This is a genomic window from Candidatus Campbellbacteria bacterium, assembly GCA_034521025.1.
GTDB lineage: Bacteria > Patescibacteriota > Minisyncoccia > Phycocordibacterales > JAXHMZ01 > JAXHMZ01.
This window is the reverse complement of the sequence record JAXHMZ010000003.1, coordinates 118,802-135,443: the sequence shown is the minus strand read 5'-3', so window position 1 is coordinate 135,443 and position 16,642 is coordinate 118,802. Positions and strand designations below refer to the sequence as shown.

The 16,642-nt window shown below is 41.7% G+C and carries 18 protein-coding genes and 1 tRNA gene; 18 read left to right on the top strand and 1 reads right to left on the bottom strand.

The features are described from left to right. The first annotated feature begins 47 nt into the window (after positions 1-47). From U5L75_01405 to U5L75_01385, 5 genes are all read left to right on the top strand, one after another. Positions 48-287 carry a hypothetical protein gene (locus tag U5L75_01405; GenBank protein ID MDZ7726220.1) on the top strand — a complete coding sequence of 80 codons (240 nt, stop codon included), beginning with the start codon at positions 48-50 and terminating at the stop codon, positions 285-287. Then, positions 287-415 carry a hypothetical protein gene (locus U5L75_01400; protein ID MDZ7726219.1) on the top strand — a complete coding sequence of 43 codons (129 nt, stop codon included), beginning with the start codon at positions 287-289 and terminating at the stop codon, positions 413-415. Before U5L75_01405 ends, U5L75_01400 begins: the two co-directional genes overlap by 1 nt. Positions 416-611: 196 nt before the next feature. Then, positions 612-685: transfer RNA gene (locus tag U5L75_01395), tRNA-Ile, on the top strand. A gap of 311 nt (positions 686-996) precedes the next feature. Then, a complete protein-coding gene (locus U5L75_01390; protein ID MDZ7726218.1) occupies positions 997-1,563 on the top strand; it encodes a hypothetical protein in 567 nt (188 codons plus the stop codon). Positions 1,564-1,586: 23 nt separating this feature from the next. Continuing rightward, positions 1,587-2,567, top strand: a complete 981-nt coding sequence (locus U5L75_01385; protein MDZ7726217.1) for a DUF2157 domain-containing protein — start codon at positions 1,587-1,589, stop codon at positions 2,565-2,567. Positions 2,568-2,586: 19 nt separating this feature from the next. Here U5L75_01385 and U5L75_01380 read toward each other — a convergent pair whose 3' ends face one another. After that, positions 2,587-2,880 (bottom strand): YggT family protein, encoded by a 294-nt coding sequence (locus U5L75_01380; protein ID MDZ7726216.1) that lies wholly within the window; start codon positions 2,878-2,880, stop codon positions 2,587-2,589. Positions 2,881-3,110: 230 nt separating this feature from the next. Here U5L75_01380 and U5L75_01375 point away from each other — a divergent pair, with 230 nt between their 5' ends. The 13 genes from U5L75_01375 to secA all read left to right on the top strand — a co-directional run bounded on the left by U5L75_01375 (position 3,111) and on the right by secA (position 16,640). Next, on the top strand, positions 3,111-3,686 hold the full coding sequence (locus U5L75_01375) for a hypothetical protein (GenBank protein MDZ7726215.1): 576 nt from the start codon (positions 3,111-3,113) through the stop codon (positions 3,684-3,686). A gap of 71 nt (positions 3,687-3,757) precedes the next feature. Beyond that, positions 3,758-3,970 carry a hypothetical protein gene (locus U5L75_01370; protein MDZ7726214.1) on the top strand — a complete coding sequence of 71 codons (213 nt, stop codon included), beginning with the start codon at positions 3,758-3,760 and terminating at the stop codon, positions 3,968-3,970. Between the two features lie 125 nt (positions 3,971-4,095). After that, on the top strand, positions 4,096-4,251 hold the full coding sequence (locus U5L75_01365) for a hypothetical protein (GenBank protein ID MDZ7726213.1): 156 nt from the start codon (positions 4,096-4,098) through the stop codon (positions 4,249-4,251). Positions 4,252-4,286: 35 nt separating this feature from the next. Next, the gene (gene murD / locus U5L75_01360; protein ID MDZ7726212.1) at positions 4,287-5,636 is read left to right on the top strand and encodes a UDP-N-acetylmuramoyl-L-alanine--D-glutamate ligase; all 1,350 of its coding nucleotides are present in this window, start codon (positions 4,287-4,289) and stop codon (positions 5,634-5,636) included. Positions 5,637-5,641: 5 nt separating this feature from the next. After that, positions 5,642-6,115 carry an NUDIX domain-containing protein gene (locus U5L75_01355; protein MDZ7726211.1) on the top strand — a complete coding sequence of 158 codons (474 nt, stop codon included), beginning with the start codon at positions 5,642-5,644 and terminating at the stop codon, positions 6,113-6,115. Further along, on the top strand, positions 6,102-7,388 hold the full coding sequence (locus U5L75_01350) for a Mur ligase domain-containing protein (GenBank protein ID MDZ7726210.1): 1,287 nt from the start codon (positions 6,102-6,104) through the stop codon (positions 7,386-7,388). Before U5L75_01355 ends, U5L75_01350 begins: the two co-directional genes overlap by 14 nt. Before the next feature lie 4 nt (positions 7,389-7,392). Further along, a complete protein-coding gene (rsmI, locus tag U5L75_01345) occupies positions 7,393-8,073 on the top strand; it encodes a 16S rRNA (cytidine(1402)-2'-O)-methyltransferase (GenBank protein ID MDZ7726209.1) in 681 nt (226 codons plus the stop codon). 14 nt (positions 8,074-8,087) lie between these two features. Beyond that, on the top strand, positions 8,088-8,405 hold the full coding sequence (locus tag U5L75_01340; protein MDZ7726208.1) for a hypothetical protein: 318 nt from the start codon (positions 8,088-8,090) through the stop codon (positions 8,403-8,405). A gap of 36 nt (positions 8,406-8,441) precedes the next feature. Continuing rightward, positions 8,442-9,770, top strand: coding sequence for a putative glycoside hydrolase (locus U5L75_01335; GenBank protein ID MDZ7726207.1), 1,329 nt, complete (start codon positions 8,442-8,444; stop codon positions 9,768-9,770). 53 nt (positions 9,771-9,823) lie between these two features. Beyond that, positions 9,824-11,557: a type IV secretion system DNA-binding domain-containing protein gene (locus tag U5L75_01330; protein MDZ7726206.1), complete on the top strand. Its 1,734-nt coding sequence runs from the start codon at positions 9,824-9,826 to the stop codon at positions 11,555-11,557. Further along, positions 11,550-12,740 carry a lamin tail domain-containing protein gene (locus U5L75_01325; GenBank protein ID MDZ7726205.1) on the top strand — a complete coding sequence of 397 codons (1,191 nt, stop codon included), beginning with the start codon at positions 11,550-11,552 and terminating at the stop codon, positions 12,738-12,740. The genes U5L75_01330 and U5L75_01325 overlap by 8 nt, the downstream gene beginning before the upstream one ends. Before the next feature lie 233 nt (positions 12,741-12,973). Next, positions 12,974-14,005, top strand: coding sequence for a UDP-N-acetylmuramate dehydrogenase (gene murB, locus U5L75_01320; protein ID MDZ7726204.1), 1,032 nt, complete (start codon positions 12,974-12,976; stop codon positions 14,003-14,005). Between the two features lie 85 nt (positions 14,006-14,090). After that, complete coding sequence (secA, locus tag U5L75_01315) at positions 14,091-16,640, top strand: preprotein translocase subunit SecA (protein MDZ7726203.1); 2,550 nt, start codon at positions 14,091-14,093, stop codon at positions 16,638-16,640. Positions 16,641-16,642: the final 2 nt, after the last annotated feature.

Genomic DNA, 16,642 nt, shown 5'->3' with positions numbered 1-16,642 from the left:
CAAAAGCAGGATTACTGGTATAGTAAAAAAAGAAAAGGAGGCCTATCATGGGCTACAGCAAAAATCCCGGAAGTTTTTCGGACACCTTGAAAATGATTCCAGTGCTTATCCTACTGTTCGAGATTCTTATCGGTGTGGTTGTGTTTTTGTCCGGCGATCTGTCTGATTTCGTCGTACTTAACAAAACACTTCTTGCGGCGATTACAAGCGTACTCTTTACCTGGACATTCTTGGTAATCGTTATGCTTGTACTGTCTCTTCACTTCTACCTTGAAGGAGGTAAATAATGAAAGAAAAGTTCGAATTAGAAGAACAAATGAACAGGGAAGACAAGAACAAGAAGGCCTTTTTGATGTCTCTTGTCGCAGTCGCGGCACTGTCTGTCGCTGTGTTCGTAGCTGTTGGAATCATCTAGTTCCTTTTCAAAGAGCCCCAAGCTTTAATTAGCTTCGGGGCTTTCTTGTTTTTAGGGCTGAAAACTGATATATTTTTACTTGTATTCGGTGCAATTTATTAAATGCTTTTCATTTTTTGCGCGCGATTTACTCAGTCGCAGGAAAGTTTTTTAAAGAGTGCGCGATTAGCTCAGATGTATTGTTTCTTTTCAATGTGCGCGATTAGCTCAGATGGTTAGAGCGCGTCACTGATAATGACGAGGTCCCAAGTTCGAGTCTTGGATCGCGCACATTGAAAAGAAGCCTATTGGATAGAGCGGTGATTGCTCCTAAGGTCGCGATCACCTGATAATGACGAGGTCCCAAGTTCGAGTCTTGGATCGCGCACCCTTTAAAAAACTCAAATTCAAATAGAGCGGTAAATGCTTCTAAGGGCGCGTTTACCTGATAATGACGAGCCCGGAAGCTTTGAGCCGAGGACTCGCGCACATTGAAAAGAAGCCTATTAGATAGAGCGGAGATTCCTCCTGTGCTCTAGTTTTGCGCGTTTACAAATGTGCACAAACTAAGTATTATTTGTGTACACTTGTAAATATTTAATATGAAAGAATTTTTTAAAGGAAACACAGTTATTGTTCTGGCTTTGTTGTTGCCCTTACTTCTTGTGTTGGTGATCTTTTTGACTACATATTTACCATATTTTTCTTTGAGTAGTGACTATAATTTTGTATATGCAACCTGTGAAAATAACACACGCCACGAACCGGGAACTTTAAGCTGTGATGAATATTTAGATGAACGCTTTTCAATAGTTAACAAGAGAATTAGCGACAACGAACTTGATGAACCGCAAGATGAAGAAGGCTTTCAGGTTCGCTTTTTCATGCACAACACAAGCACTAACGAAAGCAGAGAGATCGCCTTTGAAGAAGCACGCTCGTATGAGCTGAGTAGTCTATTAACTGCTCCCGATGGTGTTTCTTTTTCTGGACCTGAATATGACGGTGGCGTTTCGTTCTTTTTGTTTTATGATTCGAACTCTTCCAGCGGTTACTATTTGACGAAAGGAGGGAGGAGGCAAAAACAAAACCTCATCAATGTTAATGCCAACTACAGAGGATATTATGGTGACGGATTTCGATTTATGGGTTGGATTTTAGCTGAATAGTATAAACTAAGAATTTTAAATATATGTACAAGGAAGATCTACTCAACGAACTTTCCGAAAAATTGCACTCGGGTGAGGTGAGTCGTAGCGAACTAGAGAGTCTTATGGCAAAGAGCGCGGAAGTAGAGGAGGACTCAGAGATGTCCGAAGGGAGAAGTGATGGAGGGTTTTCCCTAACAAGGATCGCTTCTATTTTAGGAGCGGCGATCGTTATAACAGGTCTTGCTTTATTTGTGGTTCAAATTTGGGAAGATATTGGTTCCGTTGCTAGAGTTGTGATTACTTTGGGATTAGGCTTTCTACTAGGGACTCTAGGTTCAGTTCTCTTGAAAAGAGAGCGTGGGGAAGACGTTGGCGCGGCCTTTCATTTTCTTGGAGGCGTTTTGATACCGATCGGTATCTTTACGACTTTTGCTGAATTAGGTCTTGAAAGTATATGGTTGCGAGTTATCGCTTTTGCTGTTCTTGGGATCTCTTACGGACTATTAAGTCTGGCGCACAAGAGTGCGGTATTAACCTTTTTTGCTATTTTGAATGGTACTTCAACTTTATATCTGTGGCTCCACGCTACAGTTGATAATATCTTTGAGAGCGAGTATGAGATAAGGTGGGCGTATCAATATCTGTCTATGGCTGTCGGGATAGGGTATTTGGTTTTGTCGCAAAAATTTCAAGCCACTTGGAACAGGCGCTTAACTGGTCTACTTTTATTCTTTGGCAGTTTGATGTTCTTGGGAGCTGCCTTCTTGCAGGCATATGATTACTTTTTGTGGCAGTTGCTGTATTTCCCACTAGTTGTGGGCGGGCTATTTCTATCAGCCGTGATTAAGAGTCGTATTGTTTTGATCTTTAGTACTATTTTTCTCTTGTTGCATCTGGCTTATATAACAGAGCAATACTTTGCGAACTCTTTGGGCTGGCCTTTGTCTCTCGTTGTTTTGGGCTTTGCGTTCTTGGGGTTGAGCTATCTTTCGGTAAAGATCAATCAGGAATACATTAAATAGTTAAATATCAAGAATGAACCTACGCCTTATTTCTATCTGAGAGTGAGTCAAGTATGGCGGTTAATAGCGAGCCGACTAGTGCATAAACAATAATTGCAAATAGGGTAGAAATTTCAAACGTTGCACCCTCTAGGCTGGCCGTAGGAAATATACCTTGGAATGGCTCGAGAAAAAAAGCACTTACGTTATAAGTAAATTGAGTGAATTCAACGTTTGGGTTTGCGCCAAATAGACGTAAAACCAGACGCAGGGATAGGATCAGTAATATAATCCCTGTGATACCGTTTATTATTGCGCTAGAAATTTTTGTCATATTTATTATGGTGGCTTTAATGAATTCTTAATTGTTAAGACGAATCGGATTGAAAAAATTTACATTTCAGTTGTTCAAGAATACTTTTATAGGTATTGACTTGTTTTGAATTTGTTACTTGATAATATACCTTTAGAGTAAATTTGGAAAGAGGCACCCTTATTATTGACTTGAATAAAAACTAGTGTTGTGCTAAGTTCAGGAAAGAAACGTACATTAGGAGGTAAGGCATGTCAGAGCAGTTTCCCGGGTTGGCAATTGCAGTATGCGACTATAAACTCTCGAAAAAGGATACTGTTACACTACACGACGATGTTGCATACGATCCGCGTGTGAAAATCGCTGCACTTTTTTTGTTCATAGGACTCGATCGTGTCGATCGACACGTACGTGAAGAAGAGCGAGCTCTTCAGGATCTGATGCGCAGCAAAACTGCGAAATTTGGATTTAAAGGTCTTGGACTTACAAGAGCTTACTATCCAGATGATTTTGAGCGCATCATTCAAGGACAGCGTAGTAAGGCGGTAAGTAAGATTACCAAAAAGCTTAAAGAGCGTGATGTTTACCTAGATTTGAATTTGTCTGATGCACTCGCTTGGAACGAAGTTTCCGGCAACAAATTAACGGTACATCCGATCGAAGTACTTGGTCTTCAGAGGGTTAAGAAAATCAATGGAGACGAATGGCAAGTTGGAGGTGGGTTTTTCCTCTACCGCGTACACAGATCCGTATCGGCTAAAACAAAAGACTTGCTTTCTGAAAAGCTTCAGAACGCGCTTGCGCCCTATACAGGGGAGGTCGCATGATGCCGACTTCGCACCCGGATCTTCGTTCAAGACCGACACGAATAGACTTCAATCTATTCTGTAGTTCATTGATGGAGAGAGATAGATGCTTTGTGTGCAATGCTGATTCGCGCATACAAGTGATTACAACTGGCAGAAGCCGACTTTCTTGTGAGCTTTTGCCGGGCAATGGATATGTACACGAAGTTGTTTTTCTGAGAGATCCATTCGGACGCCAAAGAGAGAGGAGATTCATTGATCTCAGTGTGTATCACGAAATAGAAGGTATTCCTGAGTTTGAGTAGCAACTGCCTCTCAAAAGCCGAGACGTTCTATATGTCTCGGCTTTTACATTTATTTGATACTATTAAGGCATAAGAAACTTCGGGAAAAGAGAAATATCCGAGAACTGTCTCATATAACCAGCATCATGAATAACAACAAAGACTACTTTAAAGACAAGAAAATAACAGTGATGGGGCTTGGCGTCGCTTGGCTCCTTGAGAACCCTCGGTTCTCAACGTTTCGCTTTGCTACACTGCTCTCCGACGCGGGAAAACAAATGTTTTCCCGACCCCTTTCTTAAACCCAGCTTGCGAATAATCTCTTACAATTAATACCATGGATAAAAAAGACTACTTTAAAGACAAGAAAATAACAGTGATGGGGCTGGGTTTGCTTGGGCGTGGGGTTGGAGATGTTGAATTTTTGGCTCAAAAGGGAGCCGATCTGACTGTTACGGATATTAAAACTGAAGAAGAATTGGCGCCGTCCTTAAAGCGTCTTCAGGGTTTTAATAATATAAAGTTTGTATTAAGTGGTCATAGGTTTGAGGATTTTCAAAGCAAAGATCTTATTATCAAGGGGGCCGGGGTGCCTCTTGATTCTCCGTATATAGAGGAGGCGAGAAAAAACGATATCCCAGTTGAGATGTCCACTGCGCTTTTTGCTGATCTTTCAGGAGCAAAAGTGGTAGGTGTTACCGGAACCAGAGGGAAAACGACAGTGGCGCAAATGATATTTAGAGCACTTGAATCAGAAAAGAGCGCAGGCCACATTTCAAAGAATATCTTTCTCGGCGGAAACTTACAGGGTGTCTCAACACTTGCTTACTTAAACCAAGCGGAAGAAGGGGATATAGCCGTACTTGAATTAGACAGTTGGCAATTGCAAGGATTTCGCAGTCGTGGCATTTCTCCCCACATCTCTGTTTTTACTACCTTTATGCCGGACCATATGGATTACTACAAGAACGATATGGAAGCATATTTTTTTGATAAGTCAGCCATATACGCAAACCAAAAAACAGACGATATTCTTATAATCGGGAGCAGCGCTTATGAGTATATGAAAAAATACAATTTGCCGGCGCCGCACAAAAACGTTCGAGTTTGTTCGAAGGATGACCTTAGAGAAGTTCCCGAGCTATCAATTGCCGGAGACCATAATCGATTTAACGCGAGACTCGCCTTAGAAGCACTGTATGCTCTCGGAGTTGATGAAAAGGTCGCGAAGGGACATATAGTCGAATTTGTTGGCGTCTCCGGGCGACTGGAAAAGATAAGAGTAAAAGAAGAAATAACGTTTTTTAACGATACGACCGCCACTACTCCTGAAGCGGCCATTGCGGCGCTTGATTCGCTTAAGGATGAATACGAGATCATATTAATAGCCGGCGGTTCGGATAAGGGGCTTGATATAAAAGAATTTGCCGAGAGCATAAAAGACAACGCCTCAGAGATAGTGTTGTTATCGGGAAAGGGAACGGAGCGTTTACAAGCAGATCTTGCGGCAAGCAAATTTGAAAACGTTCAACCCGTTTCTTCTATGAAAGAAGCCGTAGAGGCCGCTCTTTCCTTGGCTGACTCGGGTACAGCCGTAGTTCTTTCTCCGGGATTCGCCTCATTTGGAATGTTTAAAAATGAATTTGATCGGGGTGAGCAGTTTAGGGAGATTATCAATAAGCTATAAAGTTTTTGGAAAAATTTCTAAAAAGAGTTGTACCTATTGGTGTATTGCATAGGTTGTTATTGATCTGGCTCTTTTTCGACAGGCGAGAGAGGTCGGCGGCTACGGGATGCATTTTCTATCGAGATGAGTTGTTATTGATCAAGCAGAATTACGGAAATGATGTCTGGACTTTTCCCGGTGGATTTGTTGGAAAAAACGAAGAGTTGGAAGAAGGCTTAAGAAGGGAAGTTAAAGAAGAGGTTGGTTTGAATCTCAATACTGTTTCGCTTTTTGCCACTTCAAAAGATTCTAGGCCTCATAAAAATGTTACTGTGCACCACTTCTATGCGGTATCTGAATCTAAACAATGTATAATAGACCCTACGGAGGTCAGAGAGATCAAATGGGTATCTATCGAAGAGCTCGATAAAGTAAAGGTTGATAGAAATAAAATGCTCGAAGAAATAGTAGAATTTCACAAAAAATATGAACGAAGTTGAACTCAAGCACAAAATACATTTTATCGGCATCGGCGGTATTGGAGTTTCAGCAATAGCTAGAATGTTTCTTGAGCGTGGTTCTGTGGTTAGCGGATCTGATTTGTCTAAAAACAGAGTAACCGAAGAACTAGAATTGCTCGGGGCGAAAATTTTTTACAGTCAAGAAAAAGAGAATGTACCAAAAGACGCGGATATGGTTGTCTACACCATAGCCGTGCCTGATGACAATCCGGAATTAGAGCTAGCTCGTGAGTTGCGGATCAAAGTATTTAGCTATCCCGAAATTCTTGGCTATCTTTCACGTTCTCATAGGACAATAGCTATCTCAGGGACTCACGGAAAAACAACTACTACAGCTATGACCGCCGAAGCTATGATAGCCGGAGGACTTGAGCCTACGGTTGTCGTCGGTAGTCTTTTGAAAAGCCATAAATCAAATTATGTTTCCGGCAATAGCGATCTGTTTTTAGTAGAAGCTTGTGAATACAGAGAATCTTTTAGTCATCTTCAGCCATATATTTTGGCTATTACCAATATAGAAGCCGACCATCTCGATTATTATAAAGACGTTAATGATGTGATAAGGGCGTTTAGTGAACTCGCAAAGAAGGTCAGCAAGGATGGTGTAATAATCGTTGATTCAGAAGATGAAAATGCCGCAAAAGCGACAGAAGGAGTGGAGGCGCGTGTTGTTGATTACAGAGAAGTACTGAATGAAATTAATATTTCGCTACCGGGAGAGCATAACCGCAAAAATGCGGCTGTGGCATTAACGATCGTTCGCGAATTGGGTGCTGAAAGACAGGAATCTATGCAAGCTCTCAGAGACTTCTCGGGAACCTGGCGCCGATTTGAAGAAAAAGGCAAAAGCGATAATGGGGTTTTAATATATGATGACTATGCTCACCATCCTACTGAAATTAAAGCTACACTCAGCGCGGCTAAGGAAAAATTTGCCGGAAAAAATATAATAGCGGTATTCCAACCGCACCTTTTTAGCCGCACCAAGTCGTTTTTAAAAGATTTTTCTCTTGCTTTTGAAGATGCCGACCAGGTTTTGATACTTCCTATTTATAAGGCTCGTGAAAAAGACGATGGATCCGTGAGTAGTAAAGATCTGGTTAAAGAAATAGAAAAACATCACGAAAATGTTACGTATCTTGATTCTTTTGAAGAGGCAAAGGATCATATAATCAAAGACGCCAAAGAGAATGACGTTGTTATGACGATTGGCGCCGGCGATGTATACAAGGTAGCAGAAAGCTTATTGTAGTTTTATGGGAAATCTCTATATAGTAGCAACTCCGATAGGCAATTTAGAAGATATTACATTCAGAGCCGTTTCCACTCTGAGGCAAGTGGATCTGATCTTTTGTGAAGATACTCGCGTTACGCGAAAGCTTACGGCTAACTTTGACATTGAGACTTCAGCGGAAAGCTTAAACGCTCGCACGGAAAACAAAAAGATCGATAGAGTGTTAGAGGTTTTAAAAGATGGTAGAAACGTTGCTTTGGTGACAGACGCGGGTACACCAGCAGTGTCTGATCCGGGTGCGCAATTAGTGGCAAAAGTACGCGAGCAACTTCCGGAAGTAAAAATACAGCCGATCCCGGGACCGAGTTCGCTAACAGCTGCTCTTAGTGTAGCCGGACTACCCGTGAGTGAATTTCTTTTTCTAGGCTTTTTGCCTCATAAAAAGGGGAGGGAAACTTTATTTCAAGAGATCAGTGAGTCCAAGCGCACCGTAGTAATATACGAATCACCGCATAGACTTATCAAAACCTTAAAAAAATTATCTGATATTTTGGATAGTACATATAAGGTTGTCGTTTTGCGTGAATTAACCAAGTATTTTGAAGAAATCGTAGGAGGTAGCCCCGAAGAAGTTTTGCTCACTTTTTCTGAAAGAGAAAATATAAAAGGGGAAATTATCCTCATGATTGGCGGTAGAAAATAGTGTATACTTGAGACATGTTGGTTTCTTTTTACGCATTAGCCGCTATTGCAGTTCTGTCGCTGTTCTTAACCTTACTACCGTTTTTGGGATTTCCGAATTCTTGGAATGATGCTTTTATTGCTGTTTTAGGCACTTTTATTTTAGGTATTTCGGTATATTCTCTTTACTCCGGGTATGTACATGCTCTTGCGAAAATTGAACGCAAAAAAAGACAGGGAGAAAAAGCGACGGAAAAGCAGGCTAAAAAATCCCCCTCTGCGGAAGAAGAAAGAAAAATTAGCGTTAGCGATGGAAGCAGTTCAAATGAAATGGCAATGGAGGGCGGAGATTAATTTTGTATGGCCAGAAAACGAAGAAAAAAAAGGAAAGTGATAAAATTACTAGTTGCCGTTATGGTCTTAGTGATCAGCTTGGGAGCTTTTTTGTATGCACTGGCTGATCATTCTTCACTCTTTGCTTACAAGATAGAACATCGATCCGGTGAGGGAGTGGCTAACAAATTGGGAGATCTGTTGAATAATAAAGAAGAAAAAGACGAGTCTGATACAAGGCATATTGAAACTCCGGAGTCTGTTAGGGCTGTATATATGACAAGTTGCGCGGCAGGTACTCCATCATTCAGGGAAAGATTTATAGAGATCGTTGATACTACAGAGATAAATTCTATAGTTATTGATATCAAGGACTACACTGGAACACTCTCGTTCGTTCCTGAGAACAAAGATCTTTTAGGGCTCTGGGAAAACAGCCGCTGTGGAGCAAAAGATATGGAAGGATTTATATCCAAACTTCATGAAAAGGATGTGTATGTCATTGGTAGAATAACGGTTTTTCAAGATCCTTATTACGTCGAGAAGAATCCTCAGTGGGCGGTTCAGAAGGCATCTGACGGTTCAGTATGGAGAGACGATAAAGGTTTAGCTTTTATTGATGTCGGTGCTCGCGAGGCCTGGGAGCACACAGTTGAAATAGCTAAGGAGTCATATTATATCGGCTTTGATGAGCTTAACTTTGATTATGTCCGTTATCCAACTGATGGCAATTTGCAAGATATCCAATTCCCACATACAGGGACTGCAAGCAAGGCCAATACTTTGGAGACATTTTTTAAGTACTTGGACGAAACTCTGGAAGAAGAAATTCCCAACGTTGTCACTTCGGTTGATATTTTTGGTATGACAACTACCAACTTTGATGATATGTCAATTGGTCAAGTTCTGGAGAAAACTCTTCCGTACTTTGACTACGTATCTCCGATGGTTTATCCCTCTCATTATCCGACCGGATTCAATGGTTGGAGTAACCCCAATGAGGTACCCGGTCCGCTCATAAAGTATGTAATGGACTCGGCGGTGGAGAGAGCCGTTGCTGACTCCAGCATTATTAAAACCTTGGACTCAGAGGTAATTAAGTGCGAAGTTGAGGAAAATGAAGAATCGGAGTCAGCTGAAGGTAGTACGGATACTGAAGAGAAGCCACTGCCGCCGGAATGTAAAAAGACCCTGTATACAAAAGAATCCTATGAAGCCGATAAAATTCGACCGTGGTTACAGGACTTTGATTACGGAGGAGACTATGATGCCGAGGATGTAAGAGCGCAAATAGAGGCTACATATGCGGCAGGACTGGATTCTTGGATGCTTTGGGACCCAGGAAACGTTTATACGCTAGAGGCTCTTGAGCAAAAAAGCGAATAGATAACGTATTTTACATTTATGAATTTTTGTTTTCTGTTACAATATCTTTAATTATGGATAACGAAAGAGTAACCTACTTTGCCCGAACGGATCACCGGAATAAAGATGTAGAGTTCGGTATTAAGGCAAAAGATCGCACGCGACATGTTTACGTGATCGGTAAGACTGGAATGGGTAAATCCACCCTGCTTGAAAACATGGCTATCCAGGATATCCAAAGAGGTAATGGGATTGCCTTTCTGGATCCTCACGGTTCAACAGCGGAGAAATTATTAGAGTATATACCTGAGGAACGGGTAGATGACGTTCTTTACTTCGCTCCTTTCGACGTGGATCATCCCATCTCATTTAATGTGATGGAGGATGTAGGTGAAGATAAACGCCACTTGGTATTAGACGGATTAATGAGCGCATTCAAAAAGATCTGGATTGACGCGTGGAGCTCTCGGATGGAATACATACTCGGAAATACGATCTTGGCGCTTCTTGAGTATCCCGGAACGACAATGCTCGATATTAATAGAATGTATACCGATAAAGATTTCCGCAAAAAGGTAGTTGATTACGTTCAGGATCCGCTTGTTAAATCATTCTGGGAAGAAGAATTTGCCAGTTACACGGATCGCTACGCGCAAGAAGCTACTCCTGCTATTCAAAACAAGGTAGGACAATTTACCTCCAATCCACTGATACGCAATATCATCGGACAGCCAAAATCGTCGTTTGATATTCGTGACATAATGGACAAACGAAAGATCATAATTATCAACCTTTCAAAGGGGTTGGTCGGAGAGCAAAACGCCAACCTGTTAGGGTCGATGCTGATAACAAAAATATACCTTGCTGCTATGTCGCGTGCCGACAGCTCACCCGAGATAATGAGTACGTTGCCCAATTTTTATCTTTACGTAGATGAATTTCAATCCTTTGCCAATGAAAGTTTCGCTAACATTCTTTCCGAGGCCCGCAAATACAAACTCAATTTAACTATAGCTCACCAGTATATTGAACAGATGTCTGAGGAGGTGCGCGCGGCCGTTTTTGGTAACGTTGGGACTATGATCTCGTTCAGGGTTGGAGCTTACGACGCGGAAATTCTAGAAAAGGAGTTTGCTCCGCAGTTTACCGCTGAGGATATGGTCAACCTTGGCTTTGCTCAGGTCTATCTTAAGTTGATGGTAGATGGTATTTCTTCAACTCCTTTTTCTGCTACTACGATGCCACCCATAGAGGAGCCTCGTATTTCATATCGTGACGTCGCTATAGCGCATAGTCGCAAAAACTTTGGAACACCGAGATCTGACGTTGAATCCACAATTAAGAAGAGTCAAGAAAAAACAGAATCTTCTCATTCTGAGAGAATCGACAAGGGAAAAGCCCCTAGGCAAGACAAAAAGCCGAATTACAAAAAAGAGACAACACAAAAAGAGAAAGCGCCCCGAGAAGAAACACCTAAAGAGACAAAAAACAATGACAAGCCAAAGGTCGGCGATGAGAATCACCGAAACAGCTTACGCGAAGCTTTAAAGAATCTGACCGGCGCTCCCGAACCAGCTTCTCCGGCGATCGATGAGAAGATGAAAAGCGATCAAGTTGGTAATAAAGAAAAGATCAGACCACCAAAAGAGACTAAAGACAAAGAGAAAAAATCAGAACAGAAACCATTGCGAGATAATAGAGATAGCTTTACTAATAACAATTCTGAATCTTTAGAAAAAACAAATGAAATCCCAAAGAATAAATTAAAAAAGATCCTACGCGTAGACGAGGACTACAACAATGAATAAAAAACAACTTATATTTATCGCTATTTTATTGAGTAGCTACGCGCTTCCAAGCTTTGCTTTCGCGCAAATTGAAATAACGGAAATTTTTTACGACAGAAAAGGAACAGACAGTGGTTTTGAGTGGGTAGAAATATATAACGGGAGTGCTCAATCGGTAAATATAACTGAGCTCGGTTTCTTTGAGAACGACACCAATCACAGAATTGAGAACTTTTTAGGCAGCACTGATCTGAGCGCGAATTCTCACGCGGTATTAGCAGATGACCCTGATAAATTCCTCCAGGATTTCCCCCAATATGAAGGCGCTGTTTTCGACAGCGTCTTTTCATTAAATAACACCGGGGAGTTAATTGCCTTCAAAGATGCCTCCGGAAATATTATTGATAGTGTTCAGTATGACTCTGAGTGGGGAGCCGGTGGAAATGGAGCTTCCTTGCAAAAACAAGAGAATGCGGACTGGATAGAAGGACTGCCAACTCCCGGTGAAGAAAATACAACCACTGTTTTTGAGCCGCCAAATGAGGAAGAAGGCGCGTCGGAAGATACAAAAGATTCAGATAGCGAGGACTCGTTCAGTAACCTAGAAAGTGAATGGCCATTTGAGGACGAAGATCTTTATTTGAGCGCCGGAGAAAATAAAAGGGCTTTTGTGGGCGAGGATGTTCGTTTTATCGGCAGAGCCAAATTCGAAGGAGGTGAGAAGGTCGGGGGCCGAGATCTAATTTGGGCTTTTGGTGACGGAAAAGGTGACAGAGGCGATGTAGTTAGGCATTCGTATGACAGGCCCGGTTTTTACAGCGTCATCCTTTTGGTAGAGCATGATAACAATACTTACCGCGATAGAGTAAAAATAGAAGTTGTAGAAACTAATAGCTTAGCTTTAAACGATGCTACCGAAGAGTGGGTGGAAGTAAGAAACGAAAGTCCGTATGAATTGGACGTATCGGATTGGAGGATCGAAAAGGAAGACAGGGCAATTACTTTCGCTAAAGGTACTCATATTCTTCCAGAAGAAATTATGTCGGTAAGTCTAGAGGGAAAAGTTGGCACAAAACCGGTGTTTCTTTTGGATGGCAATGGTGAAGTTGTCGATGAGTTTGTGAATTATAAAAAAGAACCGATGGGGAAGTACGAAGAGATACTAGGAGAACTCGAGCTAATGATTGAAAAGTTGGCCGTTTGAAGATACTAAAGTTGACAAAGTAGAACAATATTGTTAGGATTAACTCCGAGTGCAGGCGAGCTCCTGCAAATGTCAACACAAAATCCCCTTCCGGGGGATTTTGTGTTTTTGCTTGTGAAATTCAAAAAATGTTTGTTATACTTTACGTGTGGTTATAGCCAGAGGTGGCCGGCGGCTGCACTCAGATTTTGACATTTGGAGCTCGTACCCGCCGGTCACCTCTAGTTGTAACTATGGATATAAAAAAGAGCGTCTTGCTGAAAAATATGACTACTATGAAAGTGGGTGGAAATGCCCGCTTTTTTACTTCGGTATCTAATATAGATGAAGTCGCCGAGGCGGTGCGTTGGGCTAAAAAAGAGAACTTGCCAATTTTTGTGCTAGGGGGCGGATCCAACATAATTGTCTCGGATAAGGGTTTTGAGGGGTTGGTTATAAAAAATGATATCAGGGGAATTTCTTTTACAGATAATCAAAATAATGTTCAAGTTACAGCTGGAGCGGGCGAAAATTGGGACAGGTTGGTCGAGAGAAGTGCCGAAAGGGAGTTATATGGATTAGAAAATCTATCACTTATTCCGGGTACTGTGGGTGCAGCGCCTGTCCAAAATATCGGCGCTTATGGATCCGAGCTGAAAGATAACGTTGTCTCCGTAGAGGCTTTTGATATTAGCGAACAAAAGAATAAGGTATTTCAAAAAGAGGAGTGTAATTTTTCTTACCGCAACAGTTTATTCAAACAAACAAATAACTTTATTATTACGAAAGTTACTTTGGAGCTACAGAAGAACGGGAATCTAAATTTGGATTACAAAGATATTCAACTTGAAATCGAAAAGGAAAAAATAGATTTTTCACAACTAACGCCGGAGGATGTTCGTGAATTAGTGGTAAAAATTAGAAGAAAGAAGCTTCCGGATTGGAGGGAACTTCCTACGGTCGGTTCCTTTTTTAAAAATCCTGAAATACCAAAAAGGCAATTTGAAAATATTAGGAGGAACTATGATGATCTGCCGGGCTTTGAGACAAAAACAGGGAAAGTTAAGATCCCACTGGCATGGATCATAGAAAAGATTTGCCAAATGAAAGGATCGTCTGTTGGAGGCGTTAAGGTGTACGAGAGACATGCTTTGGTTATTATTAATCCATATGACGGAACCGCCAATGATATTAGAGACCTCACTCGCGAGATAAAGAAATGTGTGTTTGATAAAACTGGTATAGAAATAGAAGCCGAAGCTAAATTTATCGGAAATTTTGACTGATCCTTTAGATTTTTATTTTATTAAACCCCCTATATTTAATTTGTAGCTGTTAAAAATGCTTTGTATTTGATAACATTCCCTTTGTATGAAGCTACTCAAGAAGATATTCGGAGATGAGCACAAACGGGCCATAAAAGCCCTTCAGCCTACTGTAAAAAAGATAAATGACCTGGAAGAAGAAATTTCTTCATTGTCTGACGCTGATCTTCAGGGGAAAACGGCAGAATTTAAAAAGGCCTTAGCTGACGGTAAGACTCTGGATGATATTTTACCTGAGGCATTCGCGGTGGTACGTGAAGTATCTAAGCGGGTACACGGAGAAAGGCATTTTGACGTTCAGTTGATCGGCGGAATAGTAATTCATCAAGGGAAAATTGCTGAGATGCGCACTGGTGAAGGGAAAACTCTAGTGGCAACCTTGCCAGCATATTTGAACGCGCTTAACGGAAAAGGGGTGCATATAGTTACTGTTAATGACTATCTAGCTCGACGTGACGCTGTGTGGATGGGAGAAATATATGATTTTCTGGGTATTTCCGTAAGTGCCATAAACTCCTCCAATATTTCCTTTATATACGACCAAGAACAGGTAAAGAATACCGAGGAGTTGGATGAAGAACGTGACGAAGAAGGAAGTCATAAAGTAGTAGATGAATTTTTACGCCCGATCTCTCGACGTGAGGCGTACGAAACTGATATTACCTATGGCACGAACAGTGAGTTTGGTTTTGACTATCTGCGCGATAATTTGGAATACGTCCCGGAACAAATACGGCAAAAAGAACACCCCTTTGCCATTATTGACGAGGTGGATTCTATATTGATAGACGAAGCGCGCACCCCTTTGATAATTTCAGCTCCCGCCGCGGAATCAGAGGACCTATATCAGACGTTCGCTACTATAGCAGGCAGACTGAAGGAAGACGAAGACTATACAGTGGATGAGAAATTAGGCGCTATTTCCTTAACTGAATCAGGAATATCGAAAGCCGAAGAAGCGTTGGGTGTAGAAAATATTTATACTGAAAGAGGAATAAAATACGTTCATCATCTGGAAACAGCTGTTCGGGCTAAAGCATTATTTAAAAGAGATGATAAGTATATGGTCAGAGATGGATCGGTAATTATTGTTGATGAATTCACTGGTAGGTTGCAACCGGGGAGGCGTTATAGCGCCGGACTTCATCAAGCGATCGAAGCAAAAGAAGGGGTCGCTATTCAGAAAGAATCAAAGACAGTTGCTTCTGTTACCTATCAAAATTTCTTTAGATTGTATGACAAGCTATCCGGCATGACCGGTACCGCCGAAACTTCCTCGGAAGAATTTTATAAAACGTATGGATTGGATACGGTCGTAATTCCGACCAATAAACCAATAGCGCGCATTGACAGGAACGATCAAATATTTAAGACCGAGCAGGGAAAATTCAAAGCTGTAGCCAGAAAACTTAAAGAGCTACACAAAAAAGGACAGCCGGTATTGGTAGGTACTGTCTCAGTTGACAAAAACGAACTTCTTTCGAGTTTCTTGAAAAAGGAGGGGGTTCCGCATGAGGTGCTCAACGCCAAAAACCATGCACGAGAAGGAGAGATTATATCAGAAGCGGGTAAAAAGGGGCGAGTTACCATTGCTACCAATATGGCCGGTAGAGGAGTAGATATCAAACTTGGTGGTCCAAGCGCAACAGAGGAGGAAAGACAAGAGATATTAGAGCTCGGCGGGCTTTTTGTTCTCGGTACGGAACGGCATGAGGCTAGGCGTATTGATAATCAATTGCGAGGTCGTGCTGGAAGGCAGGGTGATCCAGGCGAAACTCAGTTTTATGTATCTCTGGAGGATTCACTTATGCGGGTTTTTGCTTCTGGCCCTATAAATTCAATGATGGGCAGATTGGGAGTGAAGGAAGACGAGCCCATTGAACACAAAATGATCACTCGCTCACTCGAGAGCGCGCAGGAAAAAATAGAAGGATTCAATTTTGATTCCAGGAAACGTACTCTTGAGTATGATGATGTTCTTAATCGGCAACGTAGCGCTATCTATGAGAAAAGACTAAAGGTGCTCACAGGTGACATTGACGATATAGAGGATCTCATATTTGAGTTGGCGGAAGGGGATAAGAAAGTGGCTGATCTTATCGACGAAAAAGAAGAAGCGCTAGGAGAGGAAACTTTCTGGAATGTTATGAAGCGACTTTATCTTCAAACCCTAGACAAGCTATGGATGGATCACTTGGACCAGATGGACTATTTGCGCTCCAGTGTTAATCTGAGGGCATACGGTCAGCATGACCCGTTAGTAGAGTATAAGAAGGAAGCATTGCGGCTATTCCGCGAATTGAATGAAACTCTTAAGAGCCGTGTTATCGGAGCTTTGCCGAACATAGATCCTGACGCGTTTAAGGCGGAAGCCGAGCAAGTTAGGAGTCGGCTAGAGATGGCGAAACGGTCCAGTGAGAGACAAGGCGAATCCCCCTCTACGCCTATACAGAGAACAGAAGAAGATAAAATTGGTCGTAATGATATTGTAAAAATAACCGACGGAAATGTTGTTAAAGAGATGAAGTATAAAAAAGCTAAAGAAATGCTAAATTCAGGGTGGAGAATGATCGAAAGCGACCCTAAAACTTCATAAAA